Raw genomic sequence first — 14,169 nt, 5'->3', positions numbered from 1 at the left:
GCTCCCGCGTGACTTTCCACACGTGCTGCTAGGTTCGGGTCGTGACGTTCAACCCGATCCGCTGGCTCGAACGCTACGTCGAGTGGTGGGACGACCGGGGCAGGCAGAACGCCGCCGGGCCGACGCCGATGCACATCTACTGGATGTGGGTGAGCTGGAGCGTGTGCGCCGTCGTGCTGATCACGACTCTGGCGGTGGCCGCACGCTGACCTGCGGTGCCTCTCAGCACTTGCAGCTGTTGAAGCCCTTGGCCGTGCACTTGATGCAGACGCGGACGCGCTCGGGTGCCTGTTGTTCCTGCAATTTGATGATGCCCTTAACTCGCGGCCGGCCTCGACCTGAGGGAGCGCCGGCTGTTCATTGGTCAACACCACAATCGGCACGTTGACCGTCCGAGTTGAGGATCGTTGCGCACTCAACTTCAGGCGCGGACGACCGGCTGCTCGTTCGTCATCGGCTCGTCGGTCAGCTGCGCGCCGAGGTTCAGGTTGGGCAGCACGTTCCGCGCGAACTTCGGCACCTTCAGGATGACCTTGGTGCCCGCGTTGGGCGCGGTCTCCACGACCAGGGCGTACTCGGCGCCGAACACCGTGCGCATGCGGTCGTTGATGTTGCCGATGCCCACGTGGGCGCCGGTCTGGTGGGCGTCCTTGATGTCGTCCAGCCGGTCGGGGTCCATGCCGACGCCGTCGTCCTCGACGCTGATCAGGGCCTCGTTGCCGTTGTCCTCCGCGGTGATCGTGAGCATGCCGCCGCCCGGCTTCTTGGCCAGGCCGTGCCGGACCGCGTTCTCGACCAGCGGCTGGAGCACCAGGAACGGCAGCACGACCTGCAGGACCTCCGGGGCGATCCGCAGCCGGACGTTCAGGCGGGAGCCGTAGCGGGCCTGTTCGATCGTCAGGTAGCGGTGGATGTTCGTGAGCTCGTCGGCCAGGGTCGTGAAGAGGCCGTCGGTGCGGAACGAGTAGCGCGTGAACTCGGCGAACTCCTGCAGCAGCTCGCGGGCGTGCGAGGGGTCGGTCCGGATCAGCGAGGAGATCGTGTTCAGGGCGTTGTAGACGAAGTGCGGCGAGATCTGCGCGCGCAGGGCCTTCACCTCGGCCTGGGCGAGTGCCTGCCGCTGCTTCTGCACGACCTCCAGTTCGAGCTGGGTCGAGACGAAGCGGGCGGTCTCCTCCGCCATGCGGATCTGGCGCTTGGAGGCGACGCCGGACACGACGATCAACGTGCCGGCCACGTCGCCCTCGACAACCAGCGGTACGACCACAACGCTGTGCAGTGAGCACGGGCCCTGCAGCTCGCAGCCGAGTTTGCGGTGGTCGACGTGTTCCTTGTGGCAGTTGTTGATCGCACGGGCAACCGTGTCGCGGAGGTACTCGTAGTGGTCGTTCGCGCCGCCGTCCCACGACAGGACGGTGCCTTCCTCGTCGGTGATGGCGACCGCGACGCACCGCAGCATCTCGCGCAGGTGGGGGGTGGCCTTGTTCGCCGCTTCCTCCGTCAAACCCGCGCGGAGGTCGCTCGACGCCCTGGACATGCGGTCGAGCATGTCCATCACAGCATCCTCGACGGAGGTGCTGACTCGTCGAGCGCGGCACAGCATCACGAAGAGGCCCAGAACGGCCAGGGTCGCGATGACGCCGAGCACAGCGCGCTCGGTCAACAGGTCGCCCACGCTGCACATGCTGTGCTGTGGGTGGCCCCGATAGCAAGAGGCGCGCCCGGCGTACCCCCGTACGGTCCACCGATCCGGGTAGACATCCGATGAATTTGGGGAGAGGGTGTGCCCGTGAAAGTGGCGCTGTTCGCAACCTGCCTGACCGACACGTTCTTCCCGTCGACCGCACGTGCCGTGGTGCGTCTGCTGGAACGGCTCGGCTGTTCGGTGGATTTCCCACTCGATCAGACGTGCTGCGGGCAGATGCACTTCAACACGGGTTATCGGGAGCATTCGAAGCCGCTGGCGCGCAAGTACACCGACGTCTTCGGCGGCTACGACCACGTGGTTGCGCCATCCGGGTCATGCGCGGGCATGGTGCGGGAGATCCACCCCACGCTGGGTGAGGCTCCGCCGCGGACGTTCGAGCTCGCCGAGTTCCTCGTCGACGTGCTGGGCGTGACCGACGTGGGCGCGTGGTTCCCCCACCGGGTCACCTACCACCCCACCTGTCACTCCCTGCGCATGCTGGGCGTCGGCGACAAGCCGTTGGCGCTGCTCAGGGCGGTCAAGGGACTCGATCTGGTGGAACTTCCGGACGCGACGCAGTGCTGCGGCTTCGGCGGCACGTTCGCGGTGAAGAACGCCGAGACGTCCACCGCGATGCTCGCGGACAAGATGCGGTGCGTGCTCGACACCGGCGCCGAGGTGCTCTCCGCCGGCGACAACTCCTGCCTCATGCACATCGGCGGCGGCCTGTCGCGGCTGCGCGCGGGCGTCCGGCCGGTGCACCTGGCGGAGATCCTGGCTTCGACGGAGGAGGACCCGTGGCGCGCAACCCCGTGACGTGGCTGGGCAGCCCGACGTTCCCCAAGGCCGCGAGGGCGGCGTTGCAGGACACCCAGCTGCGGCAGAACCTGCGCAAGGCCACCGGGACCATCCGCGGTCGGCGGGCGGCCGCGGTCGCCGAGATGACCGACTGGGAACAGCTGCGGGTCGCCGGCGAGCAGATCAAGGACGACGTGCTGGCGCGCCTCGACACGTTGTTGCTCCAGCTCGAGGAGTCGGTGACGGCACGCGGCGGGGTCGTGCACTGGGCGCGGGACGCCGACGAGGCGAACCGGATCGTGCTCGACCTGTGCCGCGCGGAGGACGCGCGCGAGGTCGTGAAGGTCAAGTCGATGGCCACGGCCGAGATCGGGCTCAACGAAGCCCTCGAAGCCGGTGGCGTGCACGCGATCGAGACCGACCTCGCGGAGCTGATCGTGCAGCTCGGCGACGACCGGCCGTCGCACATCCTGGTGCCCGCGATCCACCGCAACCGCTCGGAGATCCGCGAGATCTTCCAGCGCCGCATGGGCGTCGAGGTCTCCGACGAACCGGCGGACCTCGCCGAGGCGGCCCGCGTCTTCCTGCGGCAGAAGTTCCTCACCACGAAGGTCGCCGTCAGCGGTGCCAACTTCGCCGTCGCCGACACCGGGTCGATCGTGGTGCTGGAGTCCGAGGGCAACGGCCGGATGTGCCTGACCCTGCCGGAAACGCTGATCACCGTGATGGGCATCGAGAAGCTCGTGCCGACGTGGCAGGACCTCGAGGTGTTCCTGCAGCTGCTGCCCCGCTCGTCCACCGCGGAGCGGATGAACCCGTACACCAGCGTGTGGACCGGTGTGACGCCCGGCGACGGCCCGCAGAAGTTCCACCTGGTGCTGATCGACAACGGCCGCACCGCGACGCTCGAGGACTCCGTCGGGCGCCAGGCACTGCGGTGCATCAGGTGCAGCGCGTGCCTCAACGTGTGCCCGGTCTACGAACGCACCGGCGGCCAGTCGTACGGCTCGGTCTACCCCGGCCCGATCGGCGCGATCCTCACGCCGCAGCTGGTCGGTGACATGCACGACCCGCAGGCGGCCTCACTTCCTTACGCCTCGTCACTTTGCGGTGCGTGCTTCGAGGTCTGCCCGGTGCGGATCGACATCCCGTCGGTCCTCACGCACCTGCGCGCCGAGGCCGTGGAGGCCAAGGGGCGCACCGCGGAGTCGGTCGCGATGGCCGCCGCCGCGTGGATCTTCGGCGAGGCCTCGCGCTACGAGAAGGCGCAGAAAGCCGGTTCCCTGGCCAGGTTCCTCGCCAGGGACGGGCGGATCACGTCCCTGCCGTGGCCGGGTTCGAAGTGGACGTCCTCACGCGACGTGCCCGCACCGCCGGCCGAGTCGTTCCGCACCTGGTGGAGGAAGAACCGTGGCTAGCGCGAAAGAAGAGATCCTCCAGCGCATCCGGAACGCGAAGGTGCCGGCGGCCAGGCCCGTCGTGCGCGGCTACGACCGGACGGGCGAGGGCGGCGTCGAGCTGTTCGCCGCACGGGTCGCCGACTACCGCGCGATCGTGCACACCGTCGGCGACGTGCCCGCGGCGCTGGAACGTCTCAAAGGCAAGCGGATCGTTGCGCCCCAGGACGTTCCGCCGGAGTGGCTGATCGACGGCGTCACGTGGCTGCACGAGCCGTTGTCGATCGACGAGCTGGATCAGGCGGACGGCGTGCTGACCGGCTGCGCGGTGGCGATCGCCGACACCGGCACGATCGTGCTCGACGGCGGTGAGGCTCAGGGCCGCCGCGCGCTCACCCTGCTGCCCGACTACCACCTGTGCGTCGTGCGCGCGGACCAGATCGCCGCATCAGTGCCGGAAGCGTTGGCACGGCTGGAGCCCACGCGGCCGTTGACGTTCATCAGCGGGCCGTCCGCAACGAGCGACATCGAGCTCAACCGGGTGGAGGGCGTCCACGGCCCTCGCACCCTGGAGGTCCTGATCGTCATTTGAGCAGGCGCGACAACCGGCGGTCGGCCAGCGGCTTGCCGCCGGTCTGGCACGTCGGGCAGTACTGGAACGCCTTGTCCGCGAACGACACCTCACGAACCGTGTCGCCGCACACGGGACACGGCAGCCCGGTGCGCGCGTGCACCCGCAGTCCCGACCGCTTCTCGCCCTTGAGCCGGGCCGCGTCCTGACCGACCGACCGCGCCACGGCGTCGGTCAGCGTGCTGATCATGGCCTCGTGCAGCCGGTCCAGCTGCTCCTCGTTCAGCTTGCCGGAAGTGGCGTACGGCGAGAGGCGTGCCATGTGCATGATCTCGTCGGAGTAGGCGTTGCCGATGCCCGCGATCAGCGACTGGTCGGTCAGCGCCGTCTTCAACCGCTCGGTGTGCCCGCTGAGCAGGTCTTCCAGCTGCGTGCGGGTGAGACCCAGCGCGTCGGGACCCAGCCTCGCGATGCTCGCGATGGTCTTCGGGTCGCGCACGATCCACGCCGCGAGCCCCTTCTTCGTGCCGGCTTCCGTCAGGTCGAAGCCCGGCCCCTGGCCGGGCGGGCCGAGGTGCACGCGCAGGGCCAGCGGCCCGCGGCCCTGCTTGGGCGGCGGCGCGGACATCGTGTCGGCCCACCGCAGCCATCCGGCGCGGGCGAGGTGAACGACCAGGTGGAGGCCGTCCGCGACCTCCAGGTCGAGGTGTTTGCCGTGCCGGTGGGCGGCCACGACCTCCTGGCCGTGCAGTGCGGTCCACGGCGGGTCGAACGTCTTGAGCACCTGCAGTGACGCCACGTCGACGCGGTGCACGGTTCGGCCCACCGCGTTCTCACGCAGGTGGTGGACCAGTGCTTCTACCTCGGGTAGCTCGGGCACCGGTCCAGTGTCGCATCAGTCGACGGGTTGCAGCGGGCCCTCGACGTCCGGCAGCGAGTGCATCTCGATCGTGCGAGCGACCCGCGAGGCCTCCTGGCGCACCGCCAACGGCCCCCTGACCTGGCCGATCCACCGTTCGGGTGGCAGCTCGTCGGCCGTGGCCTTGCTCTCCGCGACCAGCGTGTGCGGCCGGCGCAGCGCCCAGCGGACCGGGAAGAACGCGAACAGGAAGATCAGCGCGAGGATGAGCCACCCCGGCACGACCACCTGCTCCGGCGTCCACGCGATCAGCACCACCGTCATCACCACGAGCATCCCGGCCATCATGACGCCGGGCAGGACACCGCCGCTGACGTCGTGCTCGAAGTCGTCGGACAACTCCGGGTTGCGCCACTCGATCCGGCTGTGGACCGTCCACATCCGCCCGTCGGCACCGCGCACCAGCCGCGTCATAAACCCGTCTCCCACGCTCGGTCGGTTCTGGTCAAACCGTACCCAACGCGGAGCGAGCCTTGTGGGTGAACTCGCCCGGCCTCGATCGTCACCGTCAGTTCTGGACGAGCGGTTTGGGGTAGAGCGTGATCGTGGTGGCCGTGGTCTGCGGCGACGAGCACGGATCCGAGGGCGGCGGAGGAGGCGGAGGCCGATGGGACGACACCGGCGCCGTGTCCAGCGACCTGATGTCCCGCGAGCTGCTGATGATCGTGGTGACGACCACCTCGGTGGTGCTCGACGACGACTGGACCACCGGCAACCCCCGCTCGGCCGGGGGCTCCCGCCGTTCGGAGGTCTGCGGCGGCGGCACGTAGGACGTCGTCTTGCGCACGGTCTCCAGCCGCTGTCCTCCGCCGGGGTTGACCACGTTCTGCTGCGGCTTCGGCTGCACCTGCTCCTGGTGGGTCTCGGGCGCCGGTGCGACCACGAGCTCCTTGCTGTGCCCGGAGCTGGTCGAACCCGACGTGCTCAGCGCGATCACCGGCCGCTGGTCCGGCTGCAGCACCGCCGCACCGGGCCCGCCGGTGAACACCGAGGCCATCGTGCCGATCAGGCCGACGGTCGCCACGCTGGCCGCCACCACGGCCATCTTCGTCTTGCCGATCAGCATCTTCCCGGCGAACGCGAGGCCGAGCGTGGACGGCACGACCAGGAACGCCGCGTTGGCGCGCAGGGTCGCGCAGACCTCGTTCAGCTCGGTGTAGAGCTGCGCGCAGGACGAACAGCCGTCCAGGTGGGCCCGGATCCGGCGTTCCTCGACGCCCTGGACCCCGCCGGCGGTGAAGGTGCCGAGCTTCGACCGGATCGCCGCGCACGACGAACGCTCGTCGTAGGTGGCGAGGTGTGCCTGCAGGTACGCCGCACGCAGTCCCTCACGCGCGCGACGGGCCAACGCCGACATGGCGTTCGGTGAAAGACCGAAGTGCGGTGCCACGGAGGCGGGGCGCTCGCCCTCCACCTCGACGCGCCACAGCACGACCCGCCACCGTTCCGGCAGGCTGGAGAAGGCTCTGGTGATCAGGTTGTGCTCGGCACGCCGGTTCGCGTTGTCGCCCACGGGCTCGACCCGACGCCCCAGTTCCTCGTCCTCCACCGGGACGTCCCGCCTGCGGCCGCTCCACTCCCACGCGACGCGCCTCGCGACGGTCAGGAGATAGGTGCGGACGTGGTCCGTCGGACCGCTCCCGCGCCGAATCGCCTGCAGCATCCGGAAGAAGGCCTCTGCGGTGAGGTCGTCAGCCTCGGCCGCCTCGCGGACGTGCCTGAGTGAGAAACGGCGGATCGCGTCCGCGTGCCGGGAGAACAGTTCGCCGTAGGCCGAGTCGTCTCCCTCGCGCACTCTGGCGAGCAGGTCCCGGTCGACCTCGTTCTCGTCGACCATCACGGGTTCAACATGCCACAAGGGGCCAGAACTGCTCCTGGATGAGAACAGGTCGATATACAAGACCAGCCGATGGTCGTGGGCTGATCAGCGCAACGCATCCGGTGACGAGACGGTCACAGGTGGGCGTCGGACCGTCGGCGCGACAAGATCGAGCGACTATCGTCACGGCCGTGGTGGACTGGCGGGAACGCGCTTCGGCCCTCGTGCCGGAACTTCGTGCTGTCGCCGAGACCGAGGAGTGGTCCTGCCACGTCTTCTTCTCGGAGCTGTCGCAGCTGGCCATGGAGGCGCACCGCGAGCAGGACGACGACGTGCTGCGCCGCGCGTACGGCTTCGCGCACTGGTGCTTCCACCAGCCGGAGCAGTTCCTGGAGAACGCCGCGTTGATCAGCTTCTACGAGCACGTGTTCGACGACTGGGACCTGCGCGAGGAGGTCGCGGCCTGGCTGCCGTGCGACGTGCTGCCCAAGGTGCGGGCGTTGTGGGAGTGGCGCTGGCCCAAGGAGCAGTTGGACGAGGTAGATCAGCTGCTGGCCGGTTTACGACCCCCCGGTCGAGACGCCGTTTGAGGCTGTTGTATAGTTCTTACCCGTAAGGCAGTGCGGATGTAGCGCAGTTGGTAGCGCATCACCTTGCCAAGGTGAGGGTCGCGAGTTCGAGTCTCGTCATCCGCTCTCGAAGAAGGCCGGTGTCCACGGACACCGGCCTTCTTCGTTTCTCAGACTTCTCAAGGTGATCTCGGGGCCGCGCCGTGGAAAGGTGGTCTCCGTCCGCTCGTATCAACCTGATCGAGCTCGTTCGACAAGGACCTGGAGACCATGGCCATCACTCAGACGGCAAACGCGCACTGGGAAGGCTCTCTCGTCGAGGGCAAGGGAAACGTCAGCCTCGACACGTCCAAGAGCGGCAGCTTCGAGATCGACTGGAAGGCGCGTGCCGAGGAGGCGGGCGGCAAGACCAGCCCGGAGGAGCTCATCGCCGCGGCCCACTCGTCCTGCTACTCGATGGCGCTCTCGCACGGCCTGACCGGCGCGGGCACGCCGCCCACCTCGATCGACACCAAGGCCGAGGTCAAGTTCCAGGCCGGCCAGGGCATCATCGGGATCCACCTGACCGTGCGCGCCAACGTGCCGGGCCTCACCCAGGAGGCCTTCGTCGAGGCCGCCGAGGGCGCCAAGGCGAACTGCCCGGTCTCCAAGGCGCTCGCGGGCGTCGAGAACATCACGCTGGACGCCGCCCTGGTCTGAAGCGCAGCTCCGCGGGCCCGTTGCTGATCAGGTGCCTGCGGCGGCGCACGGGCTGCTCGACCACCTCGAACGAGCGGTCGAGCAGCTCCTCGGCGACGATGCGGCCCTGCAACCTGGCGAGGCCGGCGCCGAGGCAGTAGTGCGGGCCGTGCCCGAAGCCCAGGTGCGCCGGCACGGCCGGCCTGCCGGGGTCGAAGTCCTCGGTGAACACGCGCGGGTCGCGGTTGCCCGCCGCGTAGTCGAGGAACAGGTGGTCGCCCTCGGCGATCTTGACCCCGGCCGTGGTCACCGGGCGGGTGGCCGTCCGGAAGAAGCCGATGAACGGCGTGTCGAGCCGCACCACCTCCTCCACCACGCCGCCCAGCCGGCGTTCTCGCGGGTCGAGCCGCAGCAGCGTGCTGGCCAGCAGATTCGTGGTCGAGTCGGTGCCGGCCACGACGACCGCGAGGCACAGCGACAGCCGTTCCTGCTCGGAGAGCTGGCCGCCCCGGAACGCGTTCGAGCGCGCGAAGTAGGCGCAGAACTCGTTCATGCCGGTGAAGTACGACCCGAGCACCCGTTCGCTGACCTCCTCACCGCTGGTCAGCTCCAGCACCGGTGCCACGAACTCGCGGAACAGCGGGAAGTCCCGTTCCGGCACGCCGAGCACGTCGCCGACGACCCCCAGCGCGAACGGCGCGGCGAACTCACTCACGAAATCGGCCTCCGACGGCAGTTCGTCGAGGAGCCTCCGAGCCCGCAGTCGAATTGGGTCAGCCATTTGGCGCACGGCCGTTTGAGTGAATTTCTGATTCGCCGTCGCACGAATTCGGGCGTGCCTTGATCCGTCCGCCGCGTTGAGCGACGACATCAATTCCAGCAATCGCCGCTGCTCCGGCGGCAGCACCGCCGCCACGGCCGCGACCTGCGGACCTGCCATGTTCCGGGAGGAGAACGTCACCGGATCAGCCAGCACGGCACGCAGGTCGGCGTAGGCGGTCACCCGCTGGGCGTTGATTCTCGGGTCGAATTCCATTGCAGTATCTTGTCCCGGTTCCAGCCTTTGTCGGGGGCTGACGACAGGACGAATTCAAGTGATCATCCGGCTGCTCGGTCCGCTCGAACTCACCGGTCCGAACGGGCTGGTCCAGCTCAGCAGTGCGGGACAGCGGACCCTGGTGGCCCGTCTTGCCCTGAAGCCGGGCGAAACGGTGCCGAGGAGCGCGCTCGTGGACGCGCTCTGGGCGGACGAGGTGCCGGCGTCGGCCACGAAGACCCTGCACAGCCTCCTCGCACGCCTGCGCAACCAGATCCGGGACGCCGGGCTCGGCGAGCTGATCACCACGCGGGAACCGGGCTACGTGCTGAACGCGTCGGCCGACACCGTCGACGTGGCACGGTTCGAGACTCTCGTCGCAGCAGCACGCGCCAGTGACGACCCGATGGAGACCGCACGGCTGCTTCGCGAGGCACTGGCGTTGTGGACCGGCGACCCGTTGGCCGACTGCCGGCCGGGTGAGTGGACGCGGCAGGAGTCCGCGCGGCTCACCGAGCTGCGGATGGACGCGACCGAGCACCTGATGGAGGCCTCGCTGGCGCTCGGTGAGCACGCCGCCGTGGCGCCGCTGGTGAGCTCGCTGGTCGAGCAGCACCCGTTCCGCGAACGGCTGTGGGAGCAGCTGATGATCGCGCTCTACCGGTGTGGCCGGCAGGCGGAGGCGCTGGCCGCGTTCCAGCGGGCGCGCGGCGTGCTGGTCGACGAGCTGGGCATCGAGCCCGGCGTTCGGCTGCGCGATCTCGAACAGGCGGTGCTGACCGCCGATCCACGGCTCGACCTGGCCGAACGCGTTGCGGTGCCGGTGCGCGGCAACCTGCCGGCCGACCGGTCGAGCTTCGTGGACCGGCCGGAGACCGAGCACGTCGCCGAGCTGATCCGGCAGCACCGGCTGGTGACGTTGATCGGCGTCGGCGGGGTCGGCAAGACGCGGCTCGCGGTGCACGTGGCGCGTGGTGAGCAGCCGCCGGACGGGGTGTGGCTGGTGGAGCTGGCGGCGTTGCGCGACCGGGCGCTCGTGCCGCACGCCGTGGCGGAGGCGCTGGGCGTGGTCGACCAGACCGGGCGCGGGCAGCTGACCGTGCTCACCGAGTTCCTCGCCGACCGGGACGCGCTGCTGGTGCTGGACAACTGCGAGCACGTCGTCGACCACTGCGCGGTGCTCGTCGACACGCTGCTGCGGGTCGCGCCGAAGTTGCGGGTGATCGCGACCTCAAGACGCGCGCTGAGGGTCTACGGCGAGCAGGTGCTGTCCGTGGCGCCGTTGTCCGTGCCTTATCCGGCGGCGACGCTGTTCGCCCAGCGCGCCGACGCCGCGGTGCCCGGCTCGTTCGTCATCACCGGAGCGAACGAGCAGGCCGTCAGCGACCTGTGCCGGCGCCTGGACGGCATCCCGCTGGCGATCGAGATGGCCGCCATGCGAGTGCGCGCGTTGACGCCCTCGCAGCTGCTGGAACGGTTGGACGACCGGTTCCGGGTGCTGACCGACGGCGGCCGGAACGCGCTGCCGCAGCACCAGACCCTGCTCGCGACCATGGACTGGAGCTTCGACCTCTGCTCGCCGCGCGAGCAGCTGCTGTGGGCACGGGCGTCGGTCTTCGCCGGCAGCTTCGACCTCGCCGCGGCCGAGGCGGTGTGCTCGGACGACGTGCTGACCGCCGACTTCATGTTCGACGCGGTCGACGGACTGGTCGACAAGTCCGTGCTGCAGCGCGAGGAACACGCGGGCGTGGCGCGCTATCGGTTGCTGGAGACCATGCGCCAATACGGGCAGACGCGGTTGCGTGCGAGCGATGAACAGGCACGGCTCCACATGAGACACCGCGACTGGTACGCGGGCATCGCCGAGCAGGGCGAGCGGGCCTGGTTCACACCACGGCAGGCCGCGACCGTCGGGGCGATGACGACCGAGCGCGGCAACCTGCGTGCGGCGCTGGAGTACTCGCTGACCACCCCGGGTGAGGCCGACACGGGACTGCGGCTGGCGGCGACCCTGTGGTTCTACTGGGTCGGCTGCGGCCGCTTCGCCGAGGGACGGCACTGGCTGAACTGGGCGCTGTCGCTGGAGACCGAACCGTCACGCGCGCGCTGCAAGGCGTTGTGGGTCAACGGGTACGTGGCCACGTTGCAGGGCAACACCGCCGCGGTGCCCGCGCTGCTGGAGGCGTGCCGCGAGGAGGCCGCGCTGCTGGACGACGCGGACGCCGACGTCTACGCGACCTACGTGCAGGGTGCGGCGGCGGTGTTCAACGACGACCTGCCGCTGGGCGCGGCGCTGCTGACCGAGGCCGACCGGCTGCACACCGAACTGGGCCACCTCGACAGCAACGTGATCATGGCGCGGGTGGCGTTGGCGATCACCGTGGCGTTCGGTGGCGAACTCGACCGGGCGGCCGCCCTTTGTGCAGAGGCACGGGCCGTGTGCGAGGAGAACGGAGAGCTGTGGGCGCGCGCGTACGCGTTGTACGTCCTGGCCTTCGTGGCGATGGGACGCGGTGACGTCGCCGAAGCTCGTGAGCTGGCCACTTCCTCGTTGCGCATCAAGGAGAAGTTCGACGACCTGCTGGGGATCGCGGTGTCGGTGGAGCTGCTGGCGTTGATCTCGGTGGTCACCGGGTCCCCGTCGCACGCCGCGTTGTTGCTGGGCGGCGCCGACCGCGTGTGGCAGTCCGTCGGGCTGCCGCTGTTCGGGTCGGCGAACTTCGCGGCCTCCCACGACCAGTGCGTGGCGTTGTGCCGGCAGGCGCTGGGCGAGGAGGCCTACGCCGCCGAGTTCGCCCGCGGCTCGGCGCTCACCGTTGCCGCGGTGGTCGCGGCCGCGCAATCGTGACGCAGTCCCGGCGCAGTCGCCGAGGAGAAACGTGTGCTGAATGAGGACCAGCGTCCGCACGCCCGACGCCGAGACCGTCGAGGAAGTGCTGAAACTCGCCACACGGGCTCCGTCGTTCGGCATCGTGCCGCCGTGGCGGTGGAGGAAGGGCAACGAATGCCTCGAACTCCTGACGACGCGCACGGACCAGACGGCACTCCTCGCGTGTGGCGCCGTTCTCCACCACGTGCGCGTCGCTCTCTCGGCGATGGGCTGGGACTGCCACGTGCTGCGGTCCGTCTTCTCCGACGGTCAGATCGCGTCGGTGCACCCGCGGTGGGAGCTGGACCCGTTCTCGTGCGAGGTGGCCTCCGCGGCGGCGATCTCGCTGCGCCGTGCCGACCCGCGGCCGTTCCTGCCCGACGAGGTCCCGGACTCGGCGCTGACGTGGCTGCTGCACGCGGCCCGCGCCGAGAACTGCGACCTGGAACTGGTCGCGCGGCGCAACGGCGCGCTGATGCGGGTGGTCGGCCACGACTGGCTGCGGATGGGCGAGGCCGTGAGCTCCGTGCTGCTGGCGTCGACCGTGTGGGGCCTCGCGTCGCAGGCGGTGCTGCACGAGGGCGAGGTGCTGGTGCGGGTCGGCTGGCAGTCGCCCAATGCCGAACCGTTGCCCCAGTCGGCACGCTAGGTCTTCCCCTGGCAGGGACCATGTGTGCGTGGACCGCGACAGAACGCTCGCGCACCTGAGCGACGACGACTGGCTGAGACCTGACTCGTCGTCCACCCAGCTGTACCGGGACCTCTGCGCGCTGCGCGACCTGCCGGTGCGGGAGCTGACGCCGACCTCGTTGCACCTGCTCGTCACACATCAGGTGGGCCTGGACGTGACCGCGCTGCTGGCGCTGGAGCACGTCGAGTCGGACCCGCTGCGCTCGTTCGCGCTCTATCCCGGCGACCTGCTCGCCGCTCTACTGAGAGTAGATCACTCCTTCTGGGCCGATCACCCTGAGTTGCTGCACCGCATGTCGGTTCTGCTGGACCGGCTGCGCACGCTGCCAGAGGGCGACTGGCAGCTGCTGGTGTCCGCGGCCGAGCAGTTCCCCGGTTAGGCGCGCGTTAGGCGTCCCTTTGCCGCGCGGTGAGTTGCTGGCGTCATGCCAAAGACTCTCGCAGCCGCAGGCCTCACGCTGGCCTCTCTCGCCGCCACCGCAGTGCTCTTCTCCCCCGTCGCGTCCGCCGAGACGTGCAAGGCCTCCTACTACGACGGTGGCGGCACGACGGCCAGCGGCGAGCCCTTCGACCCCAACAAGCTGACGGCCGCGCACAAGACGCTGCCGTTCGGCACCAAGGTGAAGGTGAAGAACCGTTCCAACGGCAAGACCGTGACCGTGCGGATCAACGACCGCGGCCCGTACGTCACCGGCCGGTGCATCGACCTCACCCCGAAGGCCTTCAAGGCGATCGCCCCGCTGTCACAGGGCGTAGTCGGAGTCACCGTCACGAAGATCTAGTTGAGTAGAAAACTTTCGTTTTGCTTGACCCAATCGAGTGAACGAGATAGGCAATCCGGGTGTTGGCGGCGATGAGTGGCCCAGGTCGGCTCGCGACCGGTGCTCTCCTCGGTGCTGTCGCCGCAGCGTTTTACGTGCTCGTACCGCATGTCGGATCGCTCGCGTCGGGCGATCCGACATCCCCGGACCACGACCGTCCGGCCCGCGTCTCACTGGTCAACACGCCGTCGCTCGTGCCTACTGAGACAGAGGCGCCATCACTGACCGTGTCGTCAGTCTCGTCGTCCGCACCGTCTTCTTCTTCCAAGACAACGACTACGACGACCACTACGACCACCACGGTCACGACGACGA

At 69.3% G+C, this 14,169-nt stretch carries 15 protein-coding genes and 1 tRNA gene; 11 read left to right on the top strand and 5 right to left on the bottom strand.

Annotation, left to right across the window (positions count from 1 at the left end; translation table 11 throughout):
- Positions 1–41 precede the first annotated feature (41 nt).
- The gene (locus ACWEIJ_RS09665) at positions 42–209 is read left to right on the top strand and encodes a hypothetical protein (RefSeq protein WP_166048541.1); all 168 of its coding nucleotides are present in this window, start codon (positions 42–44) and stop codon (positions 207–209) included.
- 212 nt (positions 210–421) lie between these two features.
- Here ACWEIJ_RS09665 and ACWEIJ_RS09660 read toward each other — a convergent pair whose 3' ends face one another.
- Entirely contained in the window at positions 422–1,684 is a 1,263-nt protein-coding gene (locus ACWEIJ_RS09660) for a sensor histidine kinase (protein WP_449836718.1), read from the bottom strand.
- Between the two features lie 111 nt (positions 1,685–1,795).
- Here ACWEIJ_RS09660 and ACWEIJ_RS09655 point away from each other — a divergent pair, with 111 nt between their 5' ends.
- The 3 genes from ACWEIJ_RS09655 to ACWEIJ_RS09645 are packed head-to-tail and all read left to right on the top strand — an operon-like array spanning position 1,796 to position 4,474.
- Complete coding sequence (locus ACWEIJ_RS09655) at positions 1,796–2,503, top strand: (Fe-S)-binding protein (protein WP_449836717.1); 708 nt, start codon at positions 1,796–1,798, stop codon at positions 2,501–2,503.
- Positions 2,485–3,903 (top strand): LutB/LldF family L-lactate oxidation iron-sulfur protein, encoded by a 1,419-nt coding sequence (locus ACWEIJ_RS09650; RefSeq protein ID WP_449836716.1) that lies wholly within the window; start codon positions 2,485–2,487, stop codon positions 3,901–3,903. Before ACWEIJ_RS09655 ends, ACWEIJ_RS09650 begins: the two co-directional genes overlap by 19 nt.
- On the top strand, positions 3,896–4,474 hold the full coding sequence (locus ACWEIJ_RS09645) for a LutC/YkgG family protein (RefSeq protein ID WP_449836715.1): 579 nt from the start codon (positions 3,896–3,898) through the stop codon (positions 4,472–4,474). Before ACWEIJ_RS09650 ends, ACWEIJ_RS09645 begins: the two co-directional genes overlap by 8 nt.
- On the opposite strand, the gene ACWEIJ_RS09640 is transcribed toward ACWEIJ_RS09645, so the two are convergent.
- The 3 genes from ACWEIJ_RS09640 to ACWEIJ_RS09630 all read right to left on the bottom strand — a co-directional run bounded on the left by ACWEIJ_RS09640 (position 4,467) and on the right by ACWEIJ_RS09630 (position 7,209).
- Entirely contained in the window at positions 4,467–5,333 is an 867-nt protein-coding gene (locus tag ACWEIJ_RS09640; RefSeq protein ID WP_449836714.1) for an Fpg/Nei family DNA glycosylase, read from the bottom strand. The genes ACWEIJ_RS09645 and ACWEIJ_RS09640 overlap by 8 nt on opposite strands.
- Positions 5,334–5,348: 15 nt before the next feature.
- Complete coding sequence (locus ACWEIJ_RS09635; RefSeq protein WP_449836713.1) at positions 5,349–5,786, bottom strand: DUF983 domain-containing protein; 438 nt, start codon at positions 5,784–5,786, stop codon at positions 5,349–5,351.
- Between the two features lie 94 nt (positions 5,787–5,880).
- Complete coding sequence (locus ACWEIJ_RS09630; RefSeq protein ID WP_449836868.1) at positions 5,881–7,209, bottom strand: sigma-70 family RNA polymerase sigma factor; 1,329 nt, start codon at positions 7,207–7,209, stop codon at positions 5,881–5,883.
- A 173-nt stretch (positions 7,210–7,382) separates the two neighbouring features.
- On the opposite strand from ACWEIJ_RS09630, the gene ACWEIJ_RS09625 reads away from it, so the two are divergent.
- The 3 genes from ACWEIJ_RS09625 (at position 7,383) to ACWEIJ_RS09615 (ending at position 8,459) form a co-directional block, all read left to right on the top strand.
- A complete protein-coding gene (locus ACWEIJ_RS09625) occupies positions 7,383–7,781 on the top strand; it encodes a DUF7674 family protein (protein ID WP_449836712.1) in 399 nt (132 codons plus the stop codon).
- Positions 7,782–7,813: 32 nt separating this feature from the next.
- Positions 7,814–7,886, top strand: a tRNA-Gly gene (locus tag ACWEIJ_RS09620).
- A gap of 144 nt (positions 7,887–8,030) precedes the next feature.
- Positions 8,031–8,459, top strand: coding sequence for an OsmC family peroxiredoxin (locus tag ACWEIJ_RS09615; RefSeq protein ID WP_355447752.1), 429 nt, complete (start codon positions 8,031–8,033; stop codon positions 8,457–8,459).
- On the opposite strand, the gene ACWEIJ_RS09610 is transcribed toward ACWEIJ_RS09615, so the two are convergent.
- On the bottom strand, positions 8,434–9,153 hold the full coding sequence (locus ACWEIJ_RS09610) for a cytochrome P450 (protein WP_449836711.1): 720 nt from the start codon (positions 9,151–9,153) through the stop codon (positions 8,434–8,436). The two genes, ACWEIJ_RS09615 and ACWEIJ_RS09610, sit on opposite strands and share 26 nt — an antisense overlap.
- Before the next feature lie 379 nt (positions 9,154–9,532).
- On the opposite strand from ACWEIJ_RS09610, the gene ACWEIJ_RS09605 reads away from it, so the two are divergent.
- Genes ACWEIJ_RS09605 through ACWEIJ_RS09590 form a run of 4 tightly spaced genes read left to right on the top strand, consistent with a single transcriptional unit; the run spans position 9,533 to position 13,815 of the window.
- A complete protein-coding gene (locus ACWEIJ_RS09605; RefSeq protein WP_449836710.1) occupies positions 9,533–12,322 on the top strand; it encodes a BTAD domain-containing putative transcriptional regulator in 2,790 nt (929 codons plus the stop codon).
- Positions 12,323–12,362: 40 nt separating this feature from the next.
- Positions 12,363–12,992: a hypothetical protein gene (locus ACWEIJ_RS09600; protein ID WP_449836709.1), complete on the top strand. Its 630-nt coding sequence runs from the start codon at positions 12,363–12,365 to the stop codon at positions 12,990–12,992.
- A 28-nt stretch (positions 12,993–13,020) separates the two neighbouring features.
- Positions 13,021–13,413, top strand: a complete 393-nt coding sequence (locus tag ACWEIJ_RS09595) for a contact-dependent growth inhibition system immunity protein (protein WP_449836708.1) — start codon at positions 13,021–13,023, stop codon at positions 13,411–13,413.
- 45 nt (positions 13,414–13,458) lie between these two features.
- Positions 13,459–13,815 carry a septal ring lytic transglycosylase RlpA family protein gene (locus tag ACWEIJ_RS09590; protein WP_449836707.1) on the top strand — a complete coding sequence of 119 codons (357 nt, stop codon included), beginning with the start codon at positions 13,459–13,461 and terminating at the stop codon, positions 13,813–13,815.
- The last annotated feature ends 354 nt before the right edge of the window (positions 13,816–14,169 follow it).

The organism is Lentzea sp. NPDC004789, from assembly GCF_053601075.1.
The sequence above is the reverse complement of the archived record's forward strand: the minus strand, read 5'-3'. Positions and strand labels throughout refer to the sequence as shown.